Genomic DNA, 17,103 nt, shown 5'->3' with positions numbered 1-17,103 from the left:
CGAAGGCGAGGGCGCCCACGTAATCAGGCGTGAGGGACGGCTGATGTAGGACGCTGCTTATGTACTTGAAGGACGCTGGAATTGGCGGGTGGTAGTTGCTCTCAGCGATCGGTACGCGGCATGGCCGCAATCGGCGGTATTTGCCGGGATGCCTGCGCCGAACACCAGCGGTTCCGGCCCTGTTGCTTGGCCTGATAGAGGCAAGTGTCCGCCGACTTGAGCAAAGTGGCCGGGGTCACCGCATCGTCAACCGGATAGCGCGTGGTGATCCCCGCACTCGCGGTGACATACCCCAGCGGATGCCCGGCATGTTCAAGCTCCAGCGAACGAATGGTCTGCAGAATATCTTCGGCCACCTGAATCGCCCCGGCGTTGTCGGTGTTGGGCAACAGCACGGTGAACTCTTCGCCGCCGTAGCGCACGGCCAGGTCCGAGGGCCGCTTGAGCGCTTTGCGGATGCCGTCGCCGACCGCGATCAGGCAGTCGTCGCCGGCAGCGTGACCGTACTGGTCGTTGTAGCGCTTGAAGTAGTCGACATCGAGCATGATCAACGACAGCGGCGAACCCTGACGCCGGGCCAGGCGAATCTCGTCCGTCAGCGCCGCGTCCAGCCGCCGACGGTTGCCGAGGCCTGTGAGGCTGTCAGTCAGCGCCATGTCGCGCATCGTTTTGTGCGCCGAGCGAATCTCCCGTTCCATCGCCATCCGCTGACGCAACTGGCTCAGAACGATGAGCCCGAAACAGGCCAGGACCAGAATCAGGAACACCAGCACGAAGCCGTTTTTCAGCAGGTCCTGGCGCCACGGCGCGATGATGGAGTCACGGGACAAACCGGCTTCGACCACCAGCGGGTAGGTGGTCAGCGCGCGATAGCCATAAAGGCGCTCGGTGTCGTCGACCACCGCCCTGATCTGGACAATGCCCTGGTTGGCGTTGGGCAGGTAGGTCTTGAAGATCTCGCTGTTCGCCAGGCTTTTGCCGACTACGGAAGCTATGAACGGCCGGCGCACGAGGATCGTGCCGTCGCGCATCGCCAGCACCAGCGCGCCTTTGTCATCGATGCGGAAGTCACCGTAGTAGTCGACGAAATAGCTGACCTTGACTGTCCCCAGCAACACGCCGGCGAACGAGCCGTCGGGGTTGTTCAAACGCCGCGAGATCGGAATGATCAGGTCGTGGGTGGAACGGCTTTCCACCACCTGACCAATGCGCACATGCCGGTCTTCATGGGTGCGGTGGTACTGGAAATAATCGCGGTCGGCGTTGTTGGCGGTTTCGGGCGTGACCTCCTTGTCGGTCACGATCCACTGGCCGTCCGGGCCGTAGATGAACAGGCCATGCAGCTGCGGCATGATTTTCGACTGCTGGATGAGCAGCTTGTGAATCCGTGCCACATCCAGGTTCTGCAGCCCATCGCCTTCAACCCGCTCGGCCAGCCCGGCGGTCAGCACATCGACCTGGCGGATGGTGTCCTCGGCGTGTTGCGCCGTGGCGCGGGCGAGGTTGGTCACCGAATCGCGTGCGGAAGCAAACACCGAACGGTAATCGCGCCACGTCCTCCAGCTCTCGACGGTCAAAAAAGCCACGACCACCATCAGCATGAAACTGACGGTCAGGCGAAAGGTCGAGCCGGCCTTCACGCCTTGGCGAGGCGCGCGCGGTGTTTCATCTGGGGTGGGCGCTTGCGTGTTGCGTCCGGGCATCAACATTCCCTGGGTGTCGTTGTGAGCGAGTGAACAGTATGACAAGGATCGGGGGGAAGGTCGGGCTGGCTGTGTGATCTGCTCGGCAGTTTGAGCGAATTGTCCGTTTTGAGTTGACGGTGAAACGCTTTTCAGACGATTTATCGCTTTCAGGCGAGTCAGTAATCTGTGCCCATCTTGAACGCAAACGCACTTCCACAACTAAAAAGGGATTCACACATGAGCACTCCAACCTACAACCGCCTGAATAAAGACGACGCCGTAGTACTGCTGGTTGACCACCAGACCGGCCTGATTTCTCTGGTTCAGGACTTCTCGCCAAACGAGTTCAAGAACAACGTGCTGGCGCTGGCCGATCTGGCCAAATTCTTCGAATTGCCGACCATCCTCACCACCAGTTTTGAACAAGGCCCGAACGGCCCGCTGGTGCCGGAACTCAAGGAAATGTTCCCGGACGCGCCATACATCGCCCGTCCAGGCCAGATCAACGCCTGGGACAACGAAGACTTCGTCAAGGCGATCAAGGCCACCGGCCGCAAGCAGATCATCATTGCCGGTGTCGTGACCGATGTGTGCGTAGCGTTCCCGACCCTGTCGGCGCTGGCGGAAGGGTTTGACGTGTTCGTGGTGACCGACGCCTCCGGCACCTTCAACACCACCGTGCAACAAGCCGCATGGAATCGCATGACCCAGGCCGGCGCGCAGATGATGAACTGGTTCTCGGTGGCCTGCGAACTGCACCGCGACTGGCGCAACGACATCGAAGGCCTGGGGAACCTGCTGTCCCAGCGCATTCCGAACTACCGCAACTTGATGAACGGCTATGCCGCACTGACGGCGCATCAGAAATAACCGAATGCCGGATAGACGAAAGCCTGCTTTTTTCAAAGCAGGCTTTCGTCGTTTCTACCGCAAACAGAAGAGCAGGGGACTCGTCACCTCAAACCGTGACGACAATCTTCCCGACCTGTTGATTGGCCTCAAGAAAGCGATGCGCTTCCTGAATGTCATCCAGGGCGAATGTCCTGGCAATGACCGGTTGCAGCGCACCTGACGCCAGCCCGTCGCCGATGAAAGTCTTGGCGCGTGCCAGGGTGGCCGGATCGGAGACGACCTCCGAGTAGAGGTAACCCTTGAGGGTCAGGCATTTTCCCAACACGGTGAACAGCGGGAACGGCGTCGGCTCAGGGCTCAATGCGCCGTACTCCAGCAGGATGCCGCCGCGCGCCATGCTTTGGGTCAGCGGTTCGAACGACGGGCCGCCCACCGGATCGAACACCACCCGCGCGCCTTTGCCGTCGGTCAGCGCCATGACGGCTGCAACCATGTCTTCTTCATCGCTGACGATCACGTGCGCGGCGCCGGCGTCGAGCAAAGCCTGTTTCTTGGCGCGGGTGCGGGTGACGGCAATCGAGGTGGCGCCGACCATTTTCGCGATCTGGAAGGCTGCCAGGCCGACGCTGCTGGAGGCGGCGGTGACGATCACGAAATCGTCCTTTTGCAATTTGGCCTGTTCGACCAGCGCACCCCACGCGGTGACGTATTGCATCCAGGACGCCGCCGCTTGTTCAAACGACAGGTTCTGCGGGTGTTTGACGGTGAGGTGGGCGGGCACGTTGGCCAGTTCGCCGTAAGTACCCCAGCGCGCGATGTCCAGCGGCGGAATCAGGCTGACGGCATCACCGATGTTGAATTCACTGACGTTGGCGCCAACCGCGACCACCACACCCGCGGCTTCGTAGCCGAGACGGCTGGGGAACTCCGCTTCCTGCAGATAAGCGTGGTTGCGGAACATCACTTCGGCGCGATTCAGGCCAAAGGCTTTGACCTCGATCTGCACTTCGTCCGCAGCGGGCGCCGGGACGTCGACGTTTTCCAGTTTCAGGACGCTCGCGTCACCGTATTCATGAATCCTGACAATGCGTGCCATCTGTACTTCCTCGGTTATCCATGAAATTGCACCGACTTGATCCGGTGCCATGGACGCCAATTTAGGCTTTGGCCCGCTCCGGATAAAGGCCTGTGACGGCAGCAGCCTGTCAACGCCGCCCAGTCCGCGTACTCACATCCACCCAGACAGCCAACACCAGAATGCTGCCCTTGACGATCATCTGCCAGTAGCTGTCGACGTCGAGCATGGACATGCCGTTGTCCAGGCTGGTGATGACCAGGGCGCCGAGGAGGGCGCCGTAGACTGTGCCGGAACCGCCGCGCATCGAGGTGCCGCCGATGAAGCAGGCGGCGATGGCGTCGAGTTCGCCCATGCTGCCGGCCGAGGGTGAGCCGGCGGCCAGACGTGCGGTATTGACCACGCCGGCGAGGGCGCACATCACGCCCATGATCCCGAAGATCCACAGCTTCACGGCCTGCACATTGATACCGGACAGGCGCGTCGCTTCCATGTTGCTGCCCACCGAATACACGCGTCGGCCAAACACGGTCTGGCTGGTCACGTAACTGAAGCCGCCCAGCAGGATCAGCAAAAGCAGGACCGGCACGGGAATGCCGTCATAGCTGTTGAGGGTCTGGACGAAACCGGCCAGCACCGCGCCGATCAGCAACACGCGTGCCACGTCGCGCACCAATGAATGCGCTGCCAGACCGTGAAGGGCGCGATTGCGCCGTTGTTTCCAGGTCAGGAACAACGTCAGTGCGAACAGCAGGATGCCCAGACCTGCGCCAACCGCATGTGGCAGATAACCCTGGCCGATGTAGACGAGTTCCGGCGACACCGGCGCAATGGTCGTGCCGCCGGTTATTCCCAGCAAAATCCCCCGAAAAGCCAGCATGCCCCCCAGCCCCACGATGAACGACGGAATACGCAGGTAGGCCGCCATGTAGCCGTTGGCGAGGCCGATCAGCAATCCGCACACCACCACAAGACTGAGATTCGCCAGCAGCGGTATGTGATAGACAACATCGAGAATGGCTGCCACGCCACCGAGCAGGCCCAGCAATGAGCCGACCGACAGATCGATCTCGCCGCTGATGATCACCAGCACCATGCCGCAAGCGAGAATCCCGGTAATCGACATCTGGCGCAGCAAGTTGGAGAGGTTGCGTGGTGTCAGGAATCCGCCCTCGGTCTGCCAGCTGAAGAACAGCCAGATCAACGCCACGGCAAACACCAGTGCGAGCATCTTGTAGCGGGTGAAAAGTTGTTTGACCTGATTCATTTACGCGGATTTCCGATCTTTATTGTTATGGCTGTCAGGCTGGCTGAGTGCGGCGGCGAGCACCTGTTCCTGGGTGAGTTCATGGTTGATGAAATCGCCCTGCAACCGGCCTTCGCCGATGACCAGGACGCGGTCGGAAACGCCGAGCACCTCGGCCAGTTCCGAAGACACCATGATGATCGACACGCCTTCGGCGGCCAGCATCCCCATCAATTTGTAGATCTCGTACTTGGCGCCGACGTCCACCCCTCGGGTCGGCTCGTCGAGAATCAGCACCCGGGGCCGGGTCAGCAGCATCTTCGCCAACACGGCTTTTTGTTGATTGCCCCCGGACAGGCTGGTGATCGGCAGGAACGGGCTCGCGGTCTTGAGGTGCAGGCGGGAAATTTCCCGATCGATGCTGCCCAGTTCGGCTTCGGCGTCGATGCGGGTCAGTTTCGAGAAACTGTCCAGCACGGCCAGGGTGATGTTCTGGCCGACACCCAGGTCGGGAATGATGCCCTGACGCTTGCGGTCCTCGGGCACCAGGCACACGCCGGCGCGGATTGATTTGAGCGGCGTGCGGGTGTCTATGGGTTTGCCGTCCAGCCAGACTTCGCCTTCGTGGCGACCGGGGTAGGCGCCGAACAGCGCGGTCACCAGCTCCGTGCGGCCGGCACCGACCAGCCCGGCGATGCCGAGGATTTCCCCGCGTTTGAGGCTGAAGGAAACGTCGTCGACCCGTTTGCGTTTGGGGTTGTCGACGTCGTAGCAGGTGATGTGGCGCGCCTCGAAAATCACCTCGCCGATGTCGTGGGGTTCGGTGGGGTAGAGGTTGCTCATTTCCCGGCCGACCATCTGAGTGATGATCTGTGGAATATCCATGTTCTCCATGGCGGTCGTAGCGATGTGTTGACCGTCGCGGATCACCGAAATGGTGTCACACACGGCGGCCACTTCATCGAGCTTGTGCGAGATGTAAACGCAGGCGACGCCCTTGGCCTTGAGGTCGCGGATGATGTCCAGCAGCACCTCGATTTCCGAACGTGTCAGGGCCGACGAAGGTTCATCGAGGATCAGCAGGCGCGCCTGTTTGTTCAGGGCCTTGGCGATTTCCACCAGTTGCTGATAACCGCCACCGTACTGCGAAACCGGCAGCGAAACGTTCATGTCCGGCACTTTCAGTTCACGCATCAGGGCTTCGGCGCGGTGGATCATCGCCGGGTAATTCATCCGCCCACCCGGCAGCGTCAGCTCATGGCCCATGAAAATGTTTTCGGCCACCGAGAGGTCGGGAACCAGCGTCAGCTCCTGGTGAATGATGACGATGCCGGCGGCTTCCGTTTCGCTGATCGATTGCGCCTTGAGCGGTTGACCGTCCCAGAGGATTTCACCGTCCCAGGTGCCATGGGGATAAACCGCAGACAGGATTTTCATCAGCGTGGACTTGCCGGCGCCATTCTCGCCGCACAGCCCGACGCACTCACCCGGCCGGACCTTGAGGTCGATGCCATTGAGCGCTTTGACACCGCCGAAGGTTTTGACGATGCCGTTCATTTGCAGCAGGTAGTCGGACATGGAGAGGGCTCGCATAGCAAAGACTCACATGGCACTGATCTTTGTGGGAGCGAGCCTGCTCGCGAAGGCGTCAGCACATTCAATCGTGATGCAGGCTGAACCACCGTCTTCGCGAGCAGGCTCGCTCCCACAAGAGGTTTCGCATAACCAGGGATTGATGCCTTGGTTACTGTCCAGCGATCTGCGCCTTGGTGTAGAAGCCGTCCTGTTCCAGCAGGTCGATGTTGTCCTTGGTCAACGGGGTCGGGGTGAGCAGGATGGTGTCGACTTTTTTGCTGCCATTGTCGTACTGCGAGCTGTAGACAGGTTTCTCGTTACGCGCCAGTTGCACCGAGAGTTTGGCGGCTTCGGAGGCAATCAGTTTCAGCGGCTTGTACACCGTCATGGTTTGCGTGCCGGCGATGACCCGCTTGACCGCTGCCAGGTCCGCGTCCTGTCCGGAGATCGGCACCTTGCCGGCCAGTTGCTGAGCGGCCAGGGCCTGAATGGCGCCGCCCGCCGTGGCGTCGTTGGAGGCGACGATGCCGTCGATTTTGTTGTCGTTGCGGGTCAAGGCGTTTTCAACAATGCTCAGCGCCTCGGTCGGGTTCCATTCCTTCACCCATTGCTGGCCGACGATCTTGATATCACCCTTGTCGATGGCCGGTTGCAGCACCTTCATCTGACCTTCGCGCAGGACTTTCGCGTTGTTGTCGGTGGGCGCACCACCCAGCAGGAAGTAATTGCCCTTGGGCGCTGCGTGCAGTACGCCGCTGGCCTGCATCTCGCCGACCTTTTCGTTATCGAAGGAAATGTAGGCGTCGATATCGGCGTTGAGTATCAGACGGTCATAGGACACGACCTTGATCCCGGCTTTCTTCGCCTCGGCCACCGCATTGGTCAGCACGGTGGCGTTGAATGGCACGATGACGATGACATCGACACCACGGGAAATCAGGTTTTCGATTTGCGAAATCTGCTTCTGCTCGTTGGCATCGGCCGACTGCACGAAGACCTTGGCGTCCATTTTTTCCGCCGCTGCGACGAAGTAATCCCGGTCACGGGACCAGCGTTCCAGCCGCAGGTCATCGATGGAGAAGCCGATTTTCGGGTGGGCAGCATCGGCCATAACCGGTAGCGACAAAAGGGCCAGGGCGCTGGCCAGCAGTGTGCGTTTTACGTTCTTCATGGTGGTGCGTCCTTTTATTTTTGTTTGAAAGACACGGCCTGACGATGAATATCGGGCTGGTGGAACTGTAGAGAATCAGCAGGCGAAACGGACTACAGATTTGTCGCGCAAATGTCACAGCGTCCGCAGTCCTCATTGGCGATCAGCGATAGATAAACCGGTTGACGACGTTCTCGAGCATTTCCTGCCGGCCGCTGACGGCCTGCGGGTTCAGTTCGTTGGCGAAGGCGTGCTCGGCCAGGGATTGAAGATTGAACTCACCCGCCAGCACCGACTGGCCGAAGGGCTGCTGCCAGCCGGCATAGCGTTGGTCCTTGAGCCGTTGCAGCTGGTCGTTCTGGACCATGGCGGCGGCCCGCTCGAGCGACAGGGCGAGGACGTCCATGGCCCCGACGTGACCGTGAAACAGATCGACCTCGTCGAGGCTCTGGCGGCGTACCTTGGAGTCGAAGTTGAACCCGCCATTGCCGAACCCGCCGGCCTTGAGGATTTCATAGGTGACCAGGGTCATTTCCTCGACGCTGTTGGGGAATTGATCGGTGTCCCAGCCGTTTTGCGGATCGCCCCGGTTGGCGTCGATGCTGCCGAAAATCCCCAGCGAGACGGCCGTCGCCACCTCGTGATGAAAACTATGACCGGCCAGGGTCGCGTGGTTGGCTTCGATGTTGACCTTGATTTCCTTTTCCAGACCGAACTGCTGGAGAAAACCGAACACGGTGGCGCTGTCGTAATCGTACTGGTGTTTGGTCGGCTCCTGCGGTTTGGGTTCGATCAGCAGGTCGCCTTTGAAACCGATCTTGTACTTGTGCTCGACCACCATGCGCATGAAGCGGCCCAGTTGTTCGCGCTCGCGTTTCAAGTCGGTGTTGAGCAGGGTTTCGTAGCCTTCGCGACCGCCCCACAACACATAGTTGGAGCCTTTGAGGCGTTGAGTCGCGTTCATGGCGCTGAAAACCTGGGCCGCGGCGCAGGCGAACACTTCAGGATCCGGGTTGCTGGCGGCGCCGGCGGCAAAGCGCGGATTGCTGAAGCAGTTGGCGGTGCCCCACAGCAGCTTGATTCCGCTTTCTTCCTGATGGCGTTCCAGGTGATCGACCATTTGGGCGAAGTGGTTGCGGTACTCCTTCAGCGAGTGGCCTTCGGGGGCGACATCCGTGTCGTGAAAGCAGTAGTAGTCGATACCCAGCTTGGAGAAAAATTCGAATGCGGCCTGCGCTTTGCCAATGGCCAGCTCCATCGGGTCACCGGCGTGTTGCCATGGGCGCTTGAAAGTCCCTGCGCCGAACACGTCGGAGCCCGGCCAGACAAAGGTGTGCCAATAACAGGCGGCCATGCGCAGGTGTTCGCGCATGGGCTTGCCGAGGATGATCTTCTCGGCGTCGTAGTGACGGAAGGCAAAGGGAGAATCGCTGGCAGGACCTTCGTAGCGAATCCGGTCGACATCGGGGAAGTACGGCATTGGCAATGTCCTTGTTGTTCTTGGTTGTTGTTCTTGGGCGTGTCCCGATACTAGCAACGGCCCTGTGCCTGCCGATTGCGAAAATCACCAACACGCAGTGCGATTTTGCGTATTGAGATTCGCCCTCTGCGCGCCTAGTCTGTGCAGACCGCCTCTACGGCAAGGGGCCCGGAACAAGCCTGAAAACAATGAAAACCGTACCGCCTGTTCACCGTATCGCCCTGTTGTTCAACGGGAGCAAGATCTATGACCGCGGCATCATCAGCGGCATCGGCAACTACCTGAGCAGCACGCGCGCGTCCTGGGACCTGTTTCTGGAAGAGGATTTTCTCTGCCGCTTGAAGGGGATCGAGCGTTGGCAAGGTGACGGAATCATTGCCGATTTCGACGACCCGCTGATTGGCGAGGCGCTGGCCGATATCAAGCTGCCCGTGGTAGCGGTAGGTGGTTCTTATCAGGATGAGCGGGCTTATCCGAAAGGAATCCCGTACGTCGCCACCGACAACAACGCGCTGATCACTATGGCTTATGAGCACTTGATCGAGGCCGGGCTGCAACGGTTTGCCTGCTTCAGCCTGCCTGAGGCGCAGGCGAACCGATGGGCCCAGGAGCGCGAAAAGGCTTTTCTAAAATTGATGCAGCGGGACGGTTTGCACGCCGAGGTCTATCGCGGCATGGGCACCAGTGCACCGCTGTGGGACAGCGCCGTCGAACAGTTGATCGCCTGGCTGCAAAGCCTGCCCAAGCCCATTGGCATCATCGCGGTCAGTGACGCCCGCGCCCGGCAGTTGCTGCAAGCCTGCCTGACCGCCGGCATCGCCGTGCCAGAGCAGGTGGCGCTGATCGGCATTGACAATGACCCGCTGACCCGCAGCCTGACCCGAGTGCCCCTGAGTTCGGTGATCCAGGGCACCGAAACCATGGGCCGCACCGCCGCGCAACTGCTGCACCAGATGCTCCACGGCAAACCGTCAACGGGCGCGCATGTCCTGATCCCGCCCGAAGCGATCAACGTCCAGGTGTCGAGCCTGCATCAACCGTTGGGCAACCCCTACGTGATGCAGGCGCTGCTGTTCATCCGCCAATATGCCTGCCAGGGCATCAAGACCGCGCAAGTGGCGGCTTATGTCGGCGTGTCGCGTTCCTCGCTGGAGTCGCATTTTCGTGCGGTGCGTGGTTGCAGCGTGCATGACGAGATTCTGCGTTTCAAACTGGCGGCGGCCACCCGCGGGCTGGAAAAAACCGACACGCCGATTGCGGACGTTGCCCGCACGTGCGGTTTCAAATCCGCTCAGTACCTGCACACGGTGTTTCGCCGAGAGTTCGGGTGTACGCCCCGTGAATACCAGCAGGGCGCCCGATAGATGGCCACTCAAAAGCGATCCAGTCGATAGGGCTCGCGCACCGGCAGAATGCTCGCCGTGTCCTGCGCCGATGGTGAAACCATATCTTCAACCATCTCCGCCGTCACCGCCGCCTGCGTCAGCCCCAGATGCTGATGCCCGAACGCAAGCAACACCCTCCCGTCACACACCCGATCGATCACCGGCAGCGAGTCCGGCAGCGACGGCCGAAACCCCATCCACGGTGTGGCTGCTTCGACACTCAACTCATCACGAAACAAGCCCTTGCTCAACCGATGCAACTGCCAGGCGCGGGCCATGGTGGGTGGGGCTTCGAGGCCGGCGAATTCGACGGTGCCGGCCAGGCGCAGCCCGTCGGACATCGGGGTCATGATGAATTTGCGCTCCAGCGAGGTGACGGGGAAGGGCAGCCGGTTGTGTTCGTGAGGCAGCATCAGGTGATAGCCGCGTTCGGTGTCCAGCGGTACTTTTTTGCCAGTCAGTGCAGCGGTGAGTTTTGCCGAGTGGGCGCCACAGGCGATCAGTACCTGGCGAGCGGACAGGGCGCCGGTTCCGGTTATCAGATTGACGCCATGCTCATGCAGTTGCCCGCCCTGAACCGCCTGCTTCACAAACTGCACGCCGCTGGCTTTCGCCGCTTCCACCAACTCACGCACGACGCGGTAGGGGTCGATGAAATGCCCGGTGTTCGGGAAAAACAGTCCGCCCTGAATCTGTTCGCTGAGTTGCGGCGCGGTCTCGCGTACCGCTCCGGCCTGCCACCAATCGACTGGCACTTGTTGCTGTTGCATGCGTCGCTGCAGTGCTTCGAGTGCCGGGCGTGAGTCGGGGCGTTCGAACACCAGCAGCGAACCTTCCATCTTCAACAGCTCGGGGCGCTGAATGTCGTTGAGCAAGCGGTGCCAAGCGTCGAGCGAGCTTTCATTCAGCGCCCGCAACCCGGCAACGGTGCGCTGAAACGGTGCCGAGCGCAGGTTCAGCAACAGCCGCGCAAACCAGGGCAGGGCGCGGGGCAGGTATTTCCAGTCCAGGCGCAGTGGCCCCATCGGATCCATGAGCATGGCCGGCAGGCGTTTGAGGATCGAGCTGTCGGCAATCGGGAACACTTGCTCGGTCGCCAGGTGCCCGGCGTTGCCGAACGAGGCGCCGTGGCCCGGTTCCTGCGGGTCGATCACCACCACCCGCAAACCCTGACGGGCAAGGCGCAGGGCACTCGCGACGCCGATGATGCCGGCGCCGACCACGGCGATGTCGTGCGGGTTATTCGGCATTTTTCGCGGTTTCCCTTTGGCCATCGAGCAAGCGACGCAGCGACAGTGGATTGGCGTGTTTGAGCGCGATCGGCAGCAAGCTGTCGGGAAAATCCTGATAGCAGACCGGGCGCAGGAAACGCAGGATCGCCGCGGTGCCTACCGAGGTGGTGCGTGAATCGGAAGTCGCCGGGAACGGCCCGCCATGCACCATCGCATCGCAGACTTCAACGCCGGTCGGCCAGCCGTTGACCAGCAGGCGTCCGGCCTTGCGCTCCAGGGTCGGCAGCAAGGCGCGGGCCTGTTGCAGATCCTCGTCATCCAAGTGCAGCGTGGCGGTCAGTTGGCCTTCCAACTGTTCGAGCACCTGACGGATTTCAGCGTCGCTGGCGCATTGCACGATCAAGGACGCGGCGCCGAACGCTTCGGCCTGCAAGGTGTGGTCGGCGAGAAAGTCAGCGGCGTCGGTGACGAACGCATGAGCCTGTCCCTGATTCGGATCCGTCGCGCGCTGGCCGACGGCGGCAATACGCGCTCGGTGGTTTTCCGCGAGGGCATTCACGCTGGATTCGTAGGCGTTGAAAATTCCCGGCGTCAGCATGGTCTGCGCGGGGCTGCGCTGGATCAGTTCGCTGGTGGCGCCAATGAAGGCGTCCAGCGCTGGGCTCTTACGGGCGATGACCAGACCGGGATTGGTGCAGAACTGACCGGCGCCCAGCGTCAGCGAAGCCACAAACCCTTGGGCCAACGCCTCGGCGCGATTCTGCAGCGCTGCCGGAAACAGCAACACCGGGTTGATCGAACTCATTTCCGCGTACACCGGAATCGGCTCGGGCCGGGCTTGGGCCGCTTTGATCAGCGCGAGGCCGCCACTGCGCGAACCGGTGAAGCCGACCGCCTTGATCCGTGGATCGCTGACCAGCGCAATCCCCACTTCACGACCGGAGCCGTACAACAACGAGAACACACCTTCCGGCAAATCACAGGCCTTGACCGCCCGCGCAACGGCACGGCCAACCAGTTCGCTGGTGCCGGGATGGGCGCCGTGGGCCTTGACGATCACCGGGCAACCGGCGGCCAGCGCAGAAGCGGTATCGCCGCCCGCCACCGAGAACGCCAGTGGAAAGTTGCTCGCACCAAACACGGCCACCGGGCCCAGTGGGATCTGCCGCTGACGCAGATCCGAACGCGGCATCGGCTGGCGCTGCGGTTGCGCGCTGTCGACTCGCACATCCAGCCATTCACCGGCCCGTACGGTGCGGGCAAACAAGCGCAGTTGCTGGCAGGTACGGCCCCGTTCACCCACAAGGCGCGGACGCGGCAGGCCGGTTTCGGCCAGGGCGCGGTCGATCAGTTCATCACCGAGCGCTTCGATTTCGCAGGCGATGGTTTCAATGAATTCCGCCCGTGCCTGGAGCGATGTCTCGCGATAACGGTCGAGCGCCGCCCAGGCCAGTGCGCAGGCCTGCTCGACATGTTCGGCAGAGCCGCCGGCGTAGCCCGGCTCCAAAGGCAAGTTGGTGGCGGGATTGATCCCGTGGATGACGTCGCGGTCGCCGGTGAGGGTTTGCTGACCGATCAGCAGTTGGCCCGTCAGGGTCATGGCGCATTCCTTATCAATAAAACAGGTCACGAATAAGGCCCGCCGCCGTGGGTGGCGGCGGGCTGGAGCGCAGCGGCAGGTCAGGCGAAGTTCTGTTCCGCCGACCAGTTTTCGTACCAGTGACGGAACAGCGCGTACTGGGCTTCCGCGTAACGGCGTTGCGAGTCGCTCAAGGCATCGGTTTCGTTGAAATGCAGGGTGTATTCCTTGTCGCCGTTGAGCACCATCAGGTGTTTGTAATACAGCACCAGATCCGTGCCTTCGTCGAAGGAGGACAGCACCGCCAGCGCTGATTCCAGCTCGCGGGCCTGACGCCGGGCCTTGGCGTCCCCCTTGGCGGCCTGCTTGCTCAGGGCCACCAGTTGCAGCACTTCGCGGGGCAGGGCGTTGCCGATCCCGGTGATGGCGCCGGTGGCGTTGCAGTTGACGAAACCGTGCACCACCTGAGTATCGACACCGACCATCAGAGTCACGTCATCGTCCTTGGAGGTGATGTTTTCAGCGGCGTAGCGCAGGTCGGCGCCACCGCCGAATTCCTTGAAGCCGATCAGGTTCGGGTATTCACGGCGCAGCTCGAAGAACAGATCGGCGCGGGTGGCGAAGCCGTAGTAAGGGCTGTTGTAGATCACCGCCGGCAGGTTCGGCGCGGCTTGCAGAATCGCCGCGAAGTGGGCTTTTTGCGCCGCCGCCGAAGCGCCACGGGACAGCACCCGAGGAATCACCATCAAGCCCTGCGCGCCGACTTTCGCCGCGTGTGCAGCGTGGGACACTGCTTCACGGGTGTTGACCGCGCCGGTGCCGACGATGGTCGGAATCCCGGCGGCCACCAGCCGCGCCACGCCTTCCTGACGCTCGGCTTCGGTGAGCAGCGGCCAGTCGCCCATGGAGCCGCAATACACGACCGCGCTCATGCCGATGTCGATCAGCTCGCGACCCTTGGCCACCAAGGCGTCGAAGTCCGGTTTGCGCGCGGCGGTGCACGGGGTCATCAGGGCGGGCATGCAGCCGGTGAAGATGTTGTCGCTCATTATTGTTCTCCTTGGAACGGTCATTCAGAGGGGTTTGAAGTGCAGCGCAGCGGCTCAGATGCCCCACGCGAACGGATCGGTTTCGTCGATCAGCAGCGTGCTGTCGGCGGTCATGTGGGCGCGGCCGGTGATGTAGGGGCGGATGCGATCGCCTTCCCATTCAAAGCGGCCTTCGAACTGGCTGCCGGTGATGCTCGCCTGCACCCAGCGCTCGCCGGGCGCGAGTTTTTCGTCGGCGGCCAGGCAAGCGAGTTTGGCGCTGGTGCCGGTGCCGCAAGGGGAGCGGTCGTAGGCTTTGCCGGGGCACATCACGAAATTGCGGCTGTCGGCCTCGGCGTCATCGGCGAACAGTTCGATGTGGTCGATGAGCGCGCCGTCCTCGCCATGGATGCCTTGGTCCTCTAGGGCCTTGAGCATTTTCCAGGTGAGGTCGGTCAGGGTTTCGACGTTGTCCAGCGTCAGCGTCTGGCCGTGCTCGGAGACCAGGAAAAACCAGTTGCCGCCGTAGGCCACGTCACCAAGGAAGCGGCCGTATCCCGGCACTTCCACCGCTACCTGTTTGCGTGAGCGATAGGCGGGCACGTTGCCGAGCGTCACGGCACCGTCTTCATGCAACGTTGCGCTGACCGGGCCGACCGGTGTGTCGATCTTGTGCACCCCCGGTGCGATCAGCCCCAGGTGCTGCAACGATGCAACGAGGCCGATGGTGCCGTGGCCGCACATGCCGAGGTAACCGGCATTGTTGAAGAAAATCACCCCGCAGGTGGCGTCCGGCGACACCGGCTCGCAATACAGCGCGCCCACCAGCACATCGTTGCCACGCGGTTCCAGCAGGCAGGCGCGGCGCCACTGGTCATGCTGATTGCGCAGGGCGTCGCGTTTCTCGGCCATGGTGCGGCCGGGCAGGTCGGGAAAACCTTTCATCACCAGACGCGTGGGTTCGCCGCCGGTGTGGGAATCAATGACGTGTACTCGTTTCATGGACAGGTCCCGTTGAGTGATTTCAGTAAGCGCCGGCAGCGCGAGGATTGGCGGCGGAGGCGGGTGACGGCGAAGCGACTTCGCTCTCATCCTCTTCGGACTCCAGGCGCAGCAGGTGTGCCGGTACGCCGGTGGCGGCGCCCCAGTAATAGATGCCCATCGCACAGGCTGCGACGACCAGGGTGTCGAACGGATGGGTGAGGACGCCCAGGCCGCCGAAGGTGCCGAGTTTCGACAGGACGATGGTCACGGCGTAGAAGGCGATCAGCCACGCGGACGAGCGCACTTGGCGGGATAGGCTGAGGTGGGCGGTCGGCACGAAGCGGCCGCAGATCAGGTAGACGACGAACATCAGGATTTGCAGGCCCAGCAGCCAGGACACGGTGTTCCAGCCGGACCAGTAAACGATCAGCGCAGCGATGATGAACGACACCGGCCCCAGCACGCCCATGCACTTGACCCGGAACGGGCGCGGCATGTCGGGGGCATTGCGACGCAGCGCGGCGACGGTCACCGGGGCGACGGCATAGCTCAGCACCAGCGCGGCGGACACCACGTTGATCAGCGCTTCCCAGGACGGGAATGGCAGGGTCCAGAATACCGACAGGGCGAAGGTCAGCCACAACGCCGGACGCGGGATGCCGGACTTCGCGTCGATGTGGGTGAAGACCTTGAAGAAGGTGCCGGTCTGCGCCCAGCCGTAGATCACCCGAGGCGTGGCGTTCATGTAGATGTTGCCGCAGCCGCTGGGGGAGATCACCGCGTCCGCGACGACCAGATACGCCAGCCAGCCCACGCCCAGTGCCAGGGCGATGTCGCGGTACGGCAGGGCGAATTCCTTGGAAACCCCGTCCCAGCCATTGGCGAGCAGTTCGGTCGGGATGCCGCCGAGGAAAGCCGTTTGCAGCAATACGTAGATCGCGGTGGAAAGTAGCACCGACAGGATCAGCGCAATCGGGATGGTGCGTTGCGGGTTCTTCACTTCGCTGGCCACCGAGATGATCGGGGTCAGGCCGAGGTAGGCGAAGATCACGCCGCCGGCGGAGACGGCCATCTCGATGCCCGAGAGTCCGAATGGGGCGAAGCCCTGAACCTGAAAGTTTTCCGGTTTGAAGAAGGTGAACAGCACGCCGATCACCAGCAGCGGCACGATGAACTTGAACACGCTGACCAGATTGTTGGCCTTGGCGAAGGTCTTCACGCTGCGGTAGTTGAGCAGGAAGAACACGCACAGCAGGCCGAACTGCACCAGCCAGCCGAGCAGGGTCGGGTCACCGCTGCCGGCCTTGGTCAGGCTTGGAAACCAGGCTGCCGCGTATTGGCGCGAAGCGACCACCTCGATCGCCACCAGACTGGAAAACGCGATCAGCGTAATAAAACCCATCAGGTAACCGAGCAGCGGCCCGTGGCTGTAAACCGGGTAGCGCACCACACCGCCGGCCCTTGGCAATGCCGCGCCCAGTTCGCAGTAGACGATGCCCAGCAGCAACACCGCGAACCCGCCCAGCAACCAGGAAAAAATCCCCGCCGGCCCGGCAATCGCCGACACGTGACTGGCCGCGAACAACCAGCCGGAACCGAAGATCGCCCCCAGTCCGATAAAGGTGAGGTCGATCAATGAAAGTTGTTTTTTGAACTTGCCTTGGTCTGACATGGCATCGCCTTCTTGTGAGTTATTGGATAGGCAGGTGTGAGTCACTGGAACGGCTAAACAGTGAACTCATCGGGCGTCGGGCGATTGATGTTTTGCGCAGCTCCGGATGACGAATTCGGCACAGTTGCGAAGAAAGCCAGCGGCGCTCGACACGCTTCGA

General features: G+C 61.9%; 13 protein-coding genes. 2 read left to right on the top strand and 11 right to left on the bottom strand.

Annotated features, from left to right (window positions below):
• Positions 1 to 101: 101 nt before the first annotated feature.
• Entirely contained in the window at positions 102 to 1,703 is a 1,602-nt protein-coding gene (locus CAF76_RS26185) for a sensor domain-containing diguanylate cyclase (protein ID WP_085649131.1), read from the bottom strand.
• A gap of 219 nt (positions 1,704 to 1,922) precedes the next feature.
• Between CAF76_RS26185 and ycaC the strand changes: the two genes are divergently transcribed.
• Positions 1,923 to 2,555: an isochorismate family cysteine hydrolase YcaC gene (gene ycaC / locus CAF76_RS26180; RefSeq protein ID WP_007958138.1), complete on the top strand. Its 633-nt coding sequence runs from the start codon at positions 1,923 to 1,925 to the stop codon at positions 2,553 to 2,555.
• 88 nt (positions 2,556 to 2,643) lie between these two features.
• On the opposite strand, the gene CAF76_RS26175 is transcribed toward ycaC, so the two are convergent.
• The 5 genes from CAF76_RS26175 to xylA form a co-directional block, all read right to left on the bottom strand.
• A complete protein-coding gene (locus CAF76_RS26175) occupies positions 2,644 to 3,633 on the bottom strand; it encodes a zinc-dependent alcohol dehydrogenase family protein (protein ID WP_085649130.1) in 990 nt (329 codons plus the stop codon).
• A 109-nt stretch (positions 3,634 to 3,742) separates the two neighbouring features.
• Complete coding sequence (locus tag CAF76_RS26170; protein ID WP_085649129.1) at positions 3,743 to 4,879, bottom strand: sugar ABC transporter permease; 1,137 nt, start codon at positions 4,877 to 4,879, stop codon at positions 3,743 to 3,745.
• The gene (gene xylG / locus CAF76_RS26165; RefSeq protein WP_085649128.1) at positions 4,880 to 6,436 is read right to left on the bottom strand and encodes a D-xylose ABC transporter ATP-binding protein; all 1,557 of its coding nucleotides are present in this window, start codon (positions 6,434 to 6,436) and stop codon (positions 4,880 to 4,882) included. It lies immediately after the preceding gene.
• Positions 6,437 to 6,602: 166 nt separating this feature from the next.
• Positions 6,603 to 7,604, bottom strand: coding sequence for a D-xylose ABC transporter substrate-binding protein (gene xylF, locus CAF76_RS26160; RefSeq protein ID WP_064595737.1), 1,002 nt, complete (start codon positions 7,602 to 7,604; stop codon positions 6,603 to 6,605).
• 142 nt (positions 7,605 to 7,746) lie between these two features.
• Positions 7,747 to 9,063 carry a xylose isomerase gene (gene xylA / locus CAF76_RS26155; protein WP_085649127.1) on the bottom strand — a complete coding sequence of 439 codons (1,317 nt, stop codon included), beginning with the start codon at positions 9,061 to 9,063 and terminating at the stop codon, positions 7,747 to 7,749.
• A 188-nt stretch (positions 9,064 to 9,251) separates the two neighbouring features.
• On the opposite strand from xylA, the gene CAF76_RS26150 reads away from it, so the two are divergent.
• Positions 9,252 to 10,427, top strand: a complete 1,176-nt coding sequence (locus CAF76_RS26150) for a XylR family transcriptional regulator (protein ID WP_085649126.1) — start codon at positions 9,252 to 9,254, stop codon at positions 10,425 to 10,427.
• An 8-nt stretch (positions 10,428 to 10,435) separates the two neighbouring features.
• On the opposite strand, the gene CAF76_RS26145 is transcribed toward CAF76_RS26150, so the two are convergent.
• The 5 genes from CAF76_RS26145 to CAF76_RS26125 all read right to left on the bottom strand — a co-directional run bounded on the left by CAF76_RS26145 (position 10,436) and on the right by CAF76_RS26125 (position 16,943).
• Positions 10,436 to 11,698 carry an FAD-binding oxidoreductase gene (locus CAF76_RS26145; protein WP_085649125.1) on the bottom strand — a complete coding sequence of 421 codons (1,263 nt, stop codon included), beginning with the start codon at positions 11,696 to 11,698 and terminating at the stop codon, positions 10,436 to 10,438.
• Positions 11,688 to 13,280: an aldehyde dehydrogenase (NADP(+)) gene (locus CAF76_RS26140; protein WP_085649124.1), complete on the bottom strand. Its 1,593-nt coding sequence runs from the start codon at positions 13,278 to 13,280 to the stop codon at positions 11,688 to 11,690. Before CAF76_RS26140 ends, CAF76_RS26145 begins: the two co-directional genes overlap by 11 nt.
• An 80-nt stretch (positions 13,281 to 13,360) precedes the next feature.
• Positions 13,361 to 14,308: a dihydrodipicolinate synthase family protein gene (locus CAF76_RS26135; protein WP_085649123.1), complete on the bottom strand. Its 948-nt coding sequence runs from the start codon at positions 14,306 to 14,308 to the stop codon at positions 13,361 to 13,363.
• A 54-nt stretch (positions 14,309 to 14,362) separates the two neighbouring features.
• A complete protein-coding gene (locus CAF76_RS26130; protein WP_085649122.1) occupies positions 14,363 to 15,289 on the bottom strand; it encodes a 4-hydroxyproline epimerase in 927 nt (308 codons plus the stop codon).
• A gap of 22 nt (positions 15,290 to 15,311) precedes the next feature.
• Positions 15,312 to 16,943: an APC family permease gene (locus CAF76_RS26125; RefSeq protein WP_085649121.1), complete on the bottom strand. Its 1,632-nt coding sequence runs from the start codon at positions 16,941 to 16,943 to the stop codon at positions 15,312 to 15,314.
• Between the last annotated feature and the right edge of the window lie 160 nt (positions 16,944 to 17,103).

Source organism: Pseudomonas sp. B40(2017), from assembly GCF_002112855.1.
Taxonomy (GTDB): Bacteria; Pseudomonadota; Gammaproteobacteria; order Pseudomonadales; family Pseudomonadaceae; genus Aquipseudomonas; species Aquipseudomonas pharyngis.
Note: the sequence above shows the minus strand (reverse complement) of the source record. Positions and strands in the feature narration are given on the sequence as shown.

Excerpts from the sequence above, each read along its gene's own strand:
- CAF76_RS26175 (WP_085649130.1), bottom strand. The coding sequence starts at position 3,633 with ATGGCACGCATTGTCAGGATTCATGAATACGGTGACGCGAGCGTCCTG.
- ycaC (WP_007958138.1), top strand. The coding sequence starts at position 1,923 with ATGAGCACTCCAACCTACAACCGCCTGAATAAAGACGACGCCGTAGTA.
- CAF76_RS26185 (WP_085649131.1), bottom strand. The coding sequence starts at position 1,703 with ATGCCCGGACGCAACACGCAAGCGCCCACCCCAGATGAAACACCGCGC.
- CAF76_RS26140 (WP_085649124.1), bottom strand. The coding sequence starts at position 13,280 with ATGACCCTGACGGGCCAACTGCTGATCGGTCAGCAAACCCTCACCGGC.
- CAF76_RS26170 (WP_085649129.1), bottom strand. The coding sequence starts at position 4,879 with ATGAATCAGGTCAAACAACTTTTCACCCGCTACAAGATGCTCGCACTG.
- CAF76_RS26150 (WP_085649126.1), top strand. The coding sequence starts at position 9,252 with ATGAAAACCGTACCGCCTGTTCACCGTATCGCCCTGTTGTTCAACGGG.
- CAF76_RS26130 (WP_085649122.1), bottom strand. The coding sequence starts at position 15,289 with ATGAAACGAGTACACGTCATTGATTCCCACACCGGCGGCGAACCCACG.
- xylA (WP_085649127.1), bottom strand. The coding sequence starts at position 9,063 with ATGCCGTACTTCCCCGATGTCGACCGGATTCGCTACGAAGGTCCTGCC.
- xylF (WP_064595737.1), bottom strand. The coding sequence starts at position 7,604 with ATGAAGAACGTAAAACGCACACTGCTGGCCAGCGCCCTGGCCCTTTTG.
- CAF76_RS26135 (WP_085649123.1), bottom strand. The coding sequence starts at position 14,308 with ATGAGCGACAACATCTTCACCGGCTGCATGCCCGCCCTGATGACCCCG.
- xylG (WP_085649128.1), bottom strand. The coding sequence starts at position 6,436 with ATGTCCGACTACCTGCTGCAAATGAACGGCATCGTCAAAACCTTCGGC.
- CAF76_RS26145 (WP_085649125.1), bottom strand. The coding sequence starts at position 11,698 with ATGCCGAATAACCCGCACGACATCGCCGTGGTCGGCGCCGGCATCATC.
- CAF76_RS26125 (WP_085649121.1), bottom strand. The coding sequence starts at position 16,943 with ATGTCAGACCAAGGCAAGTTCAAAAAACAACTTTCATTGATCGACCTC.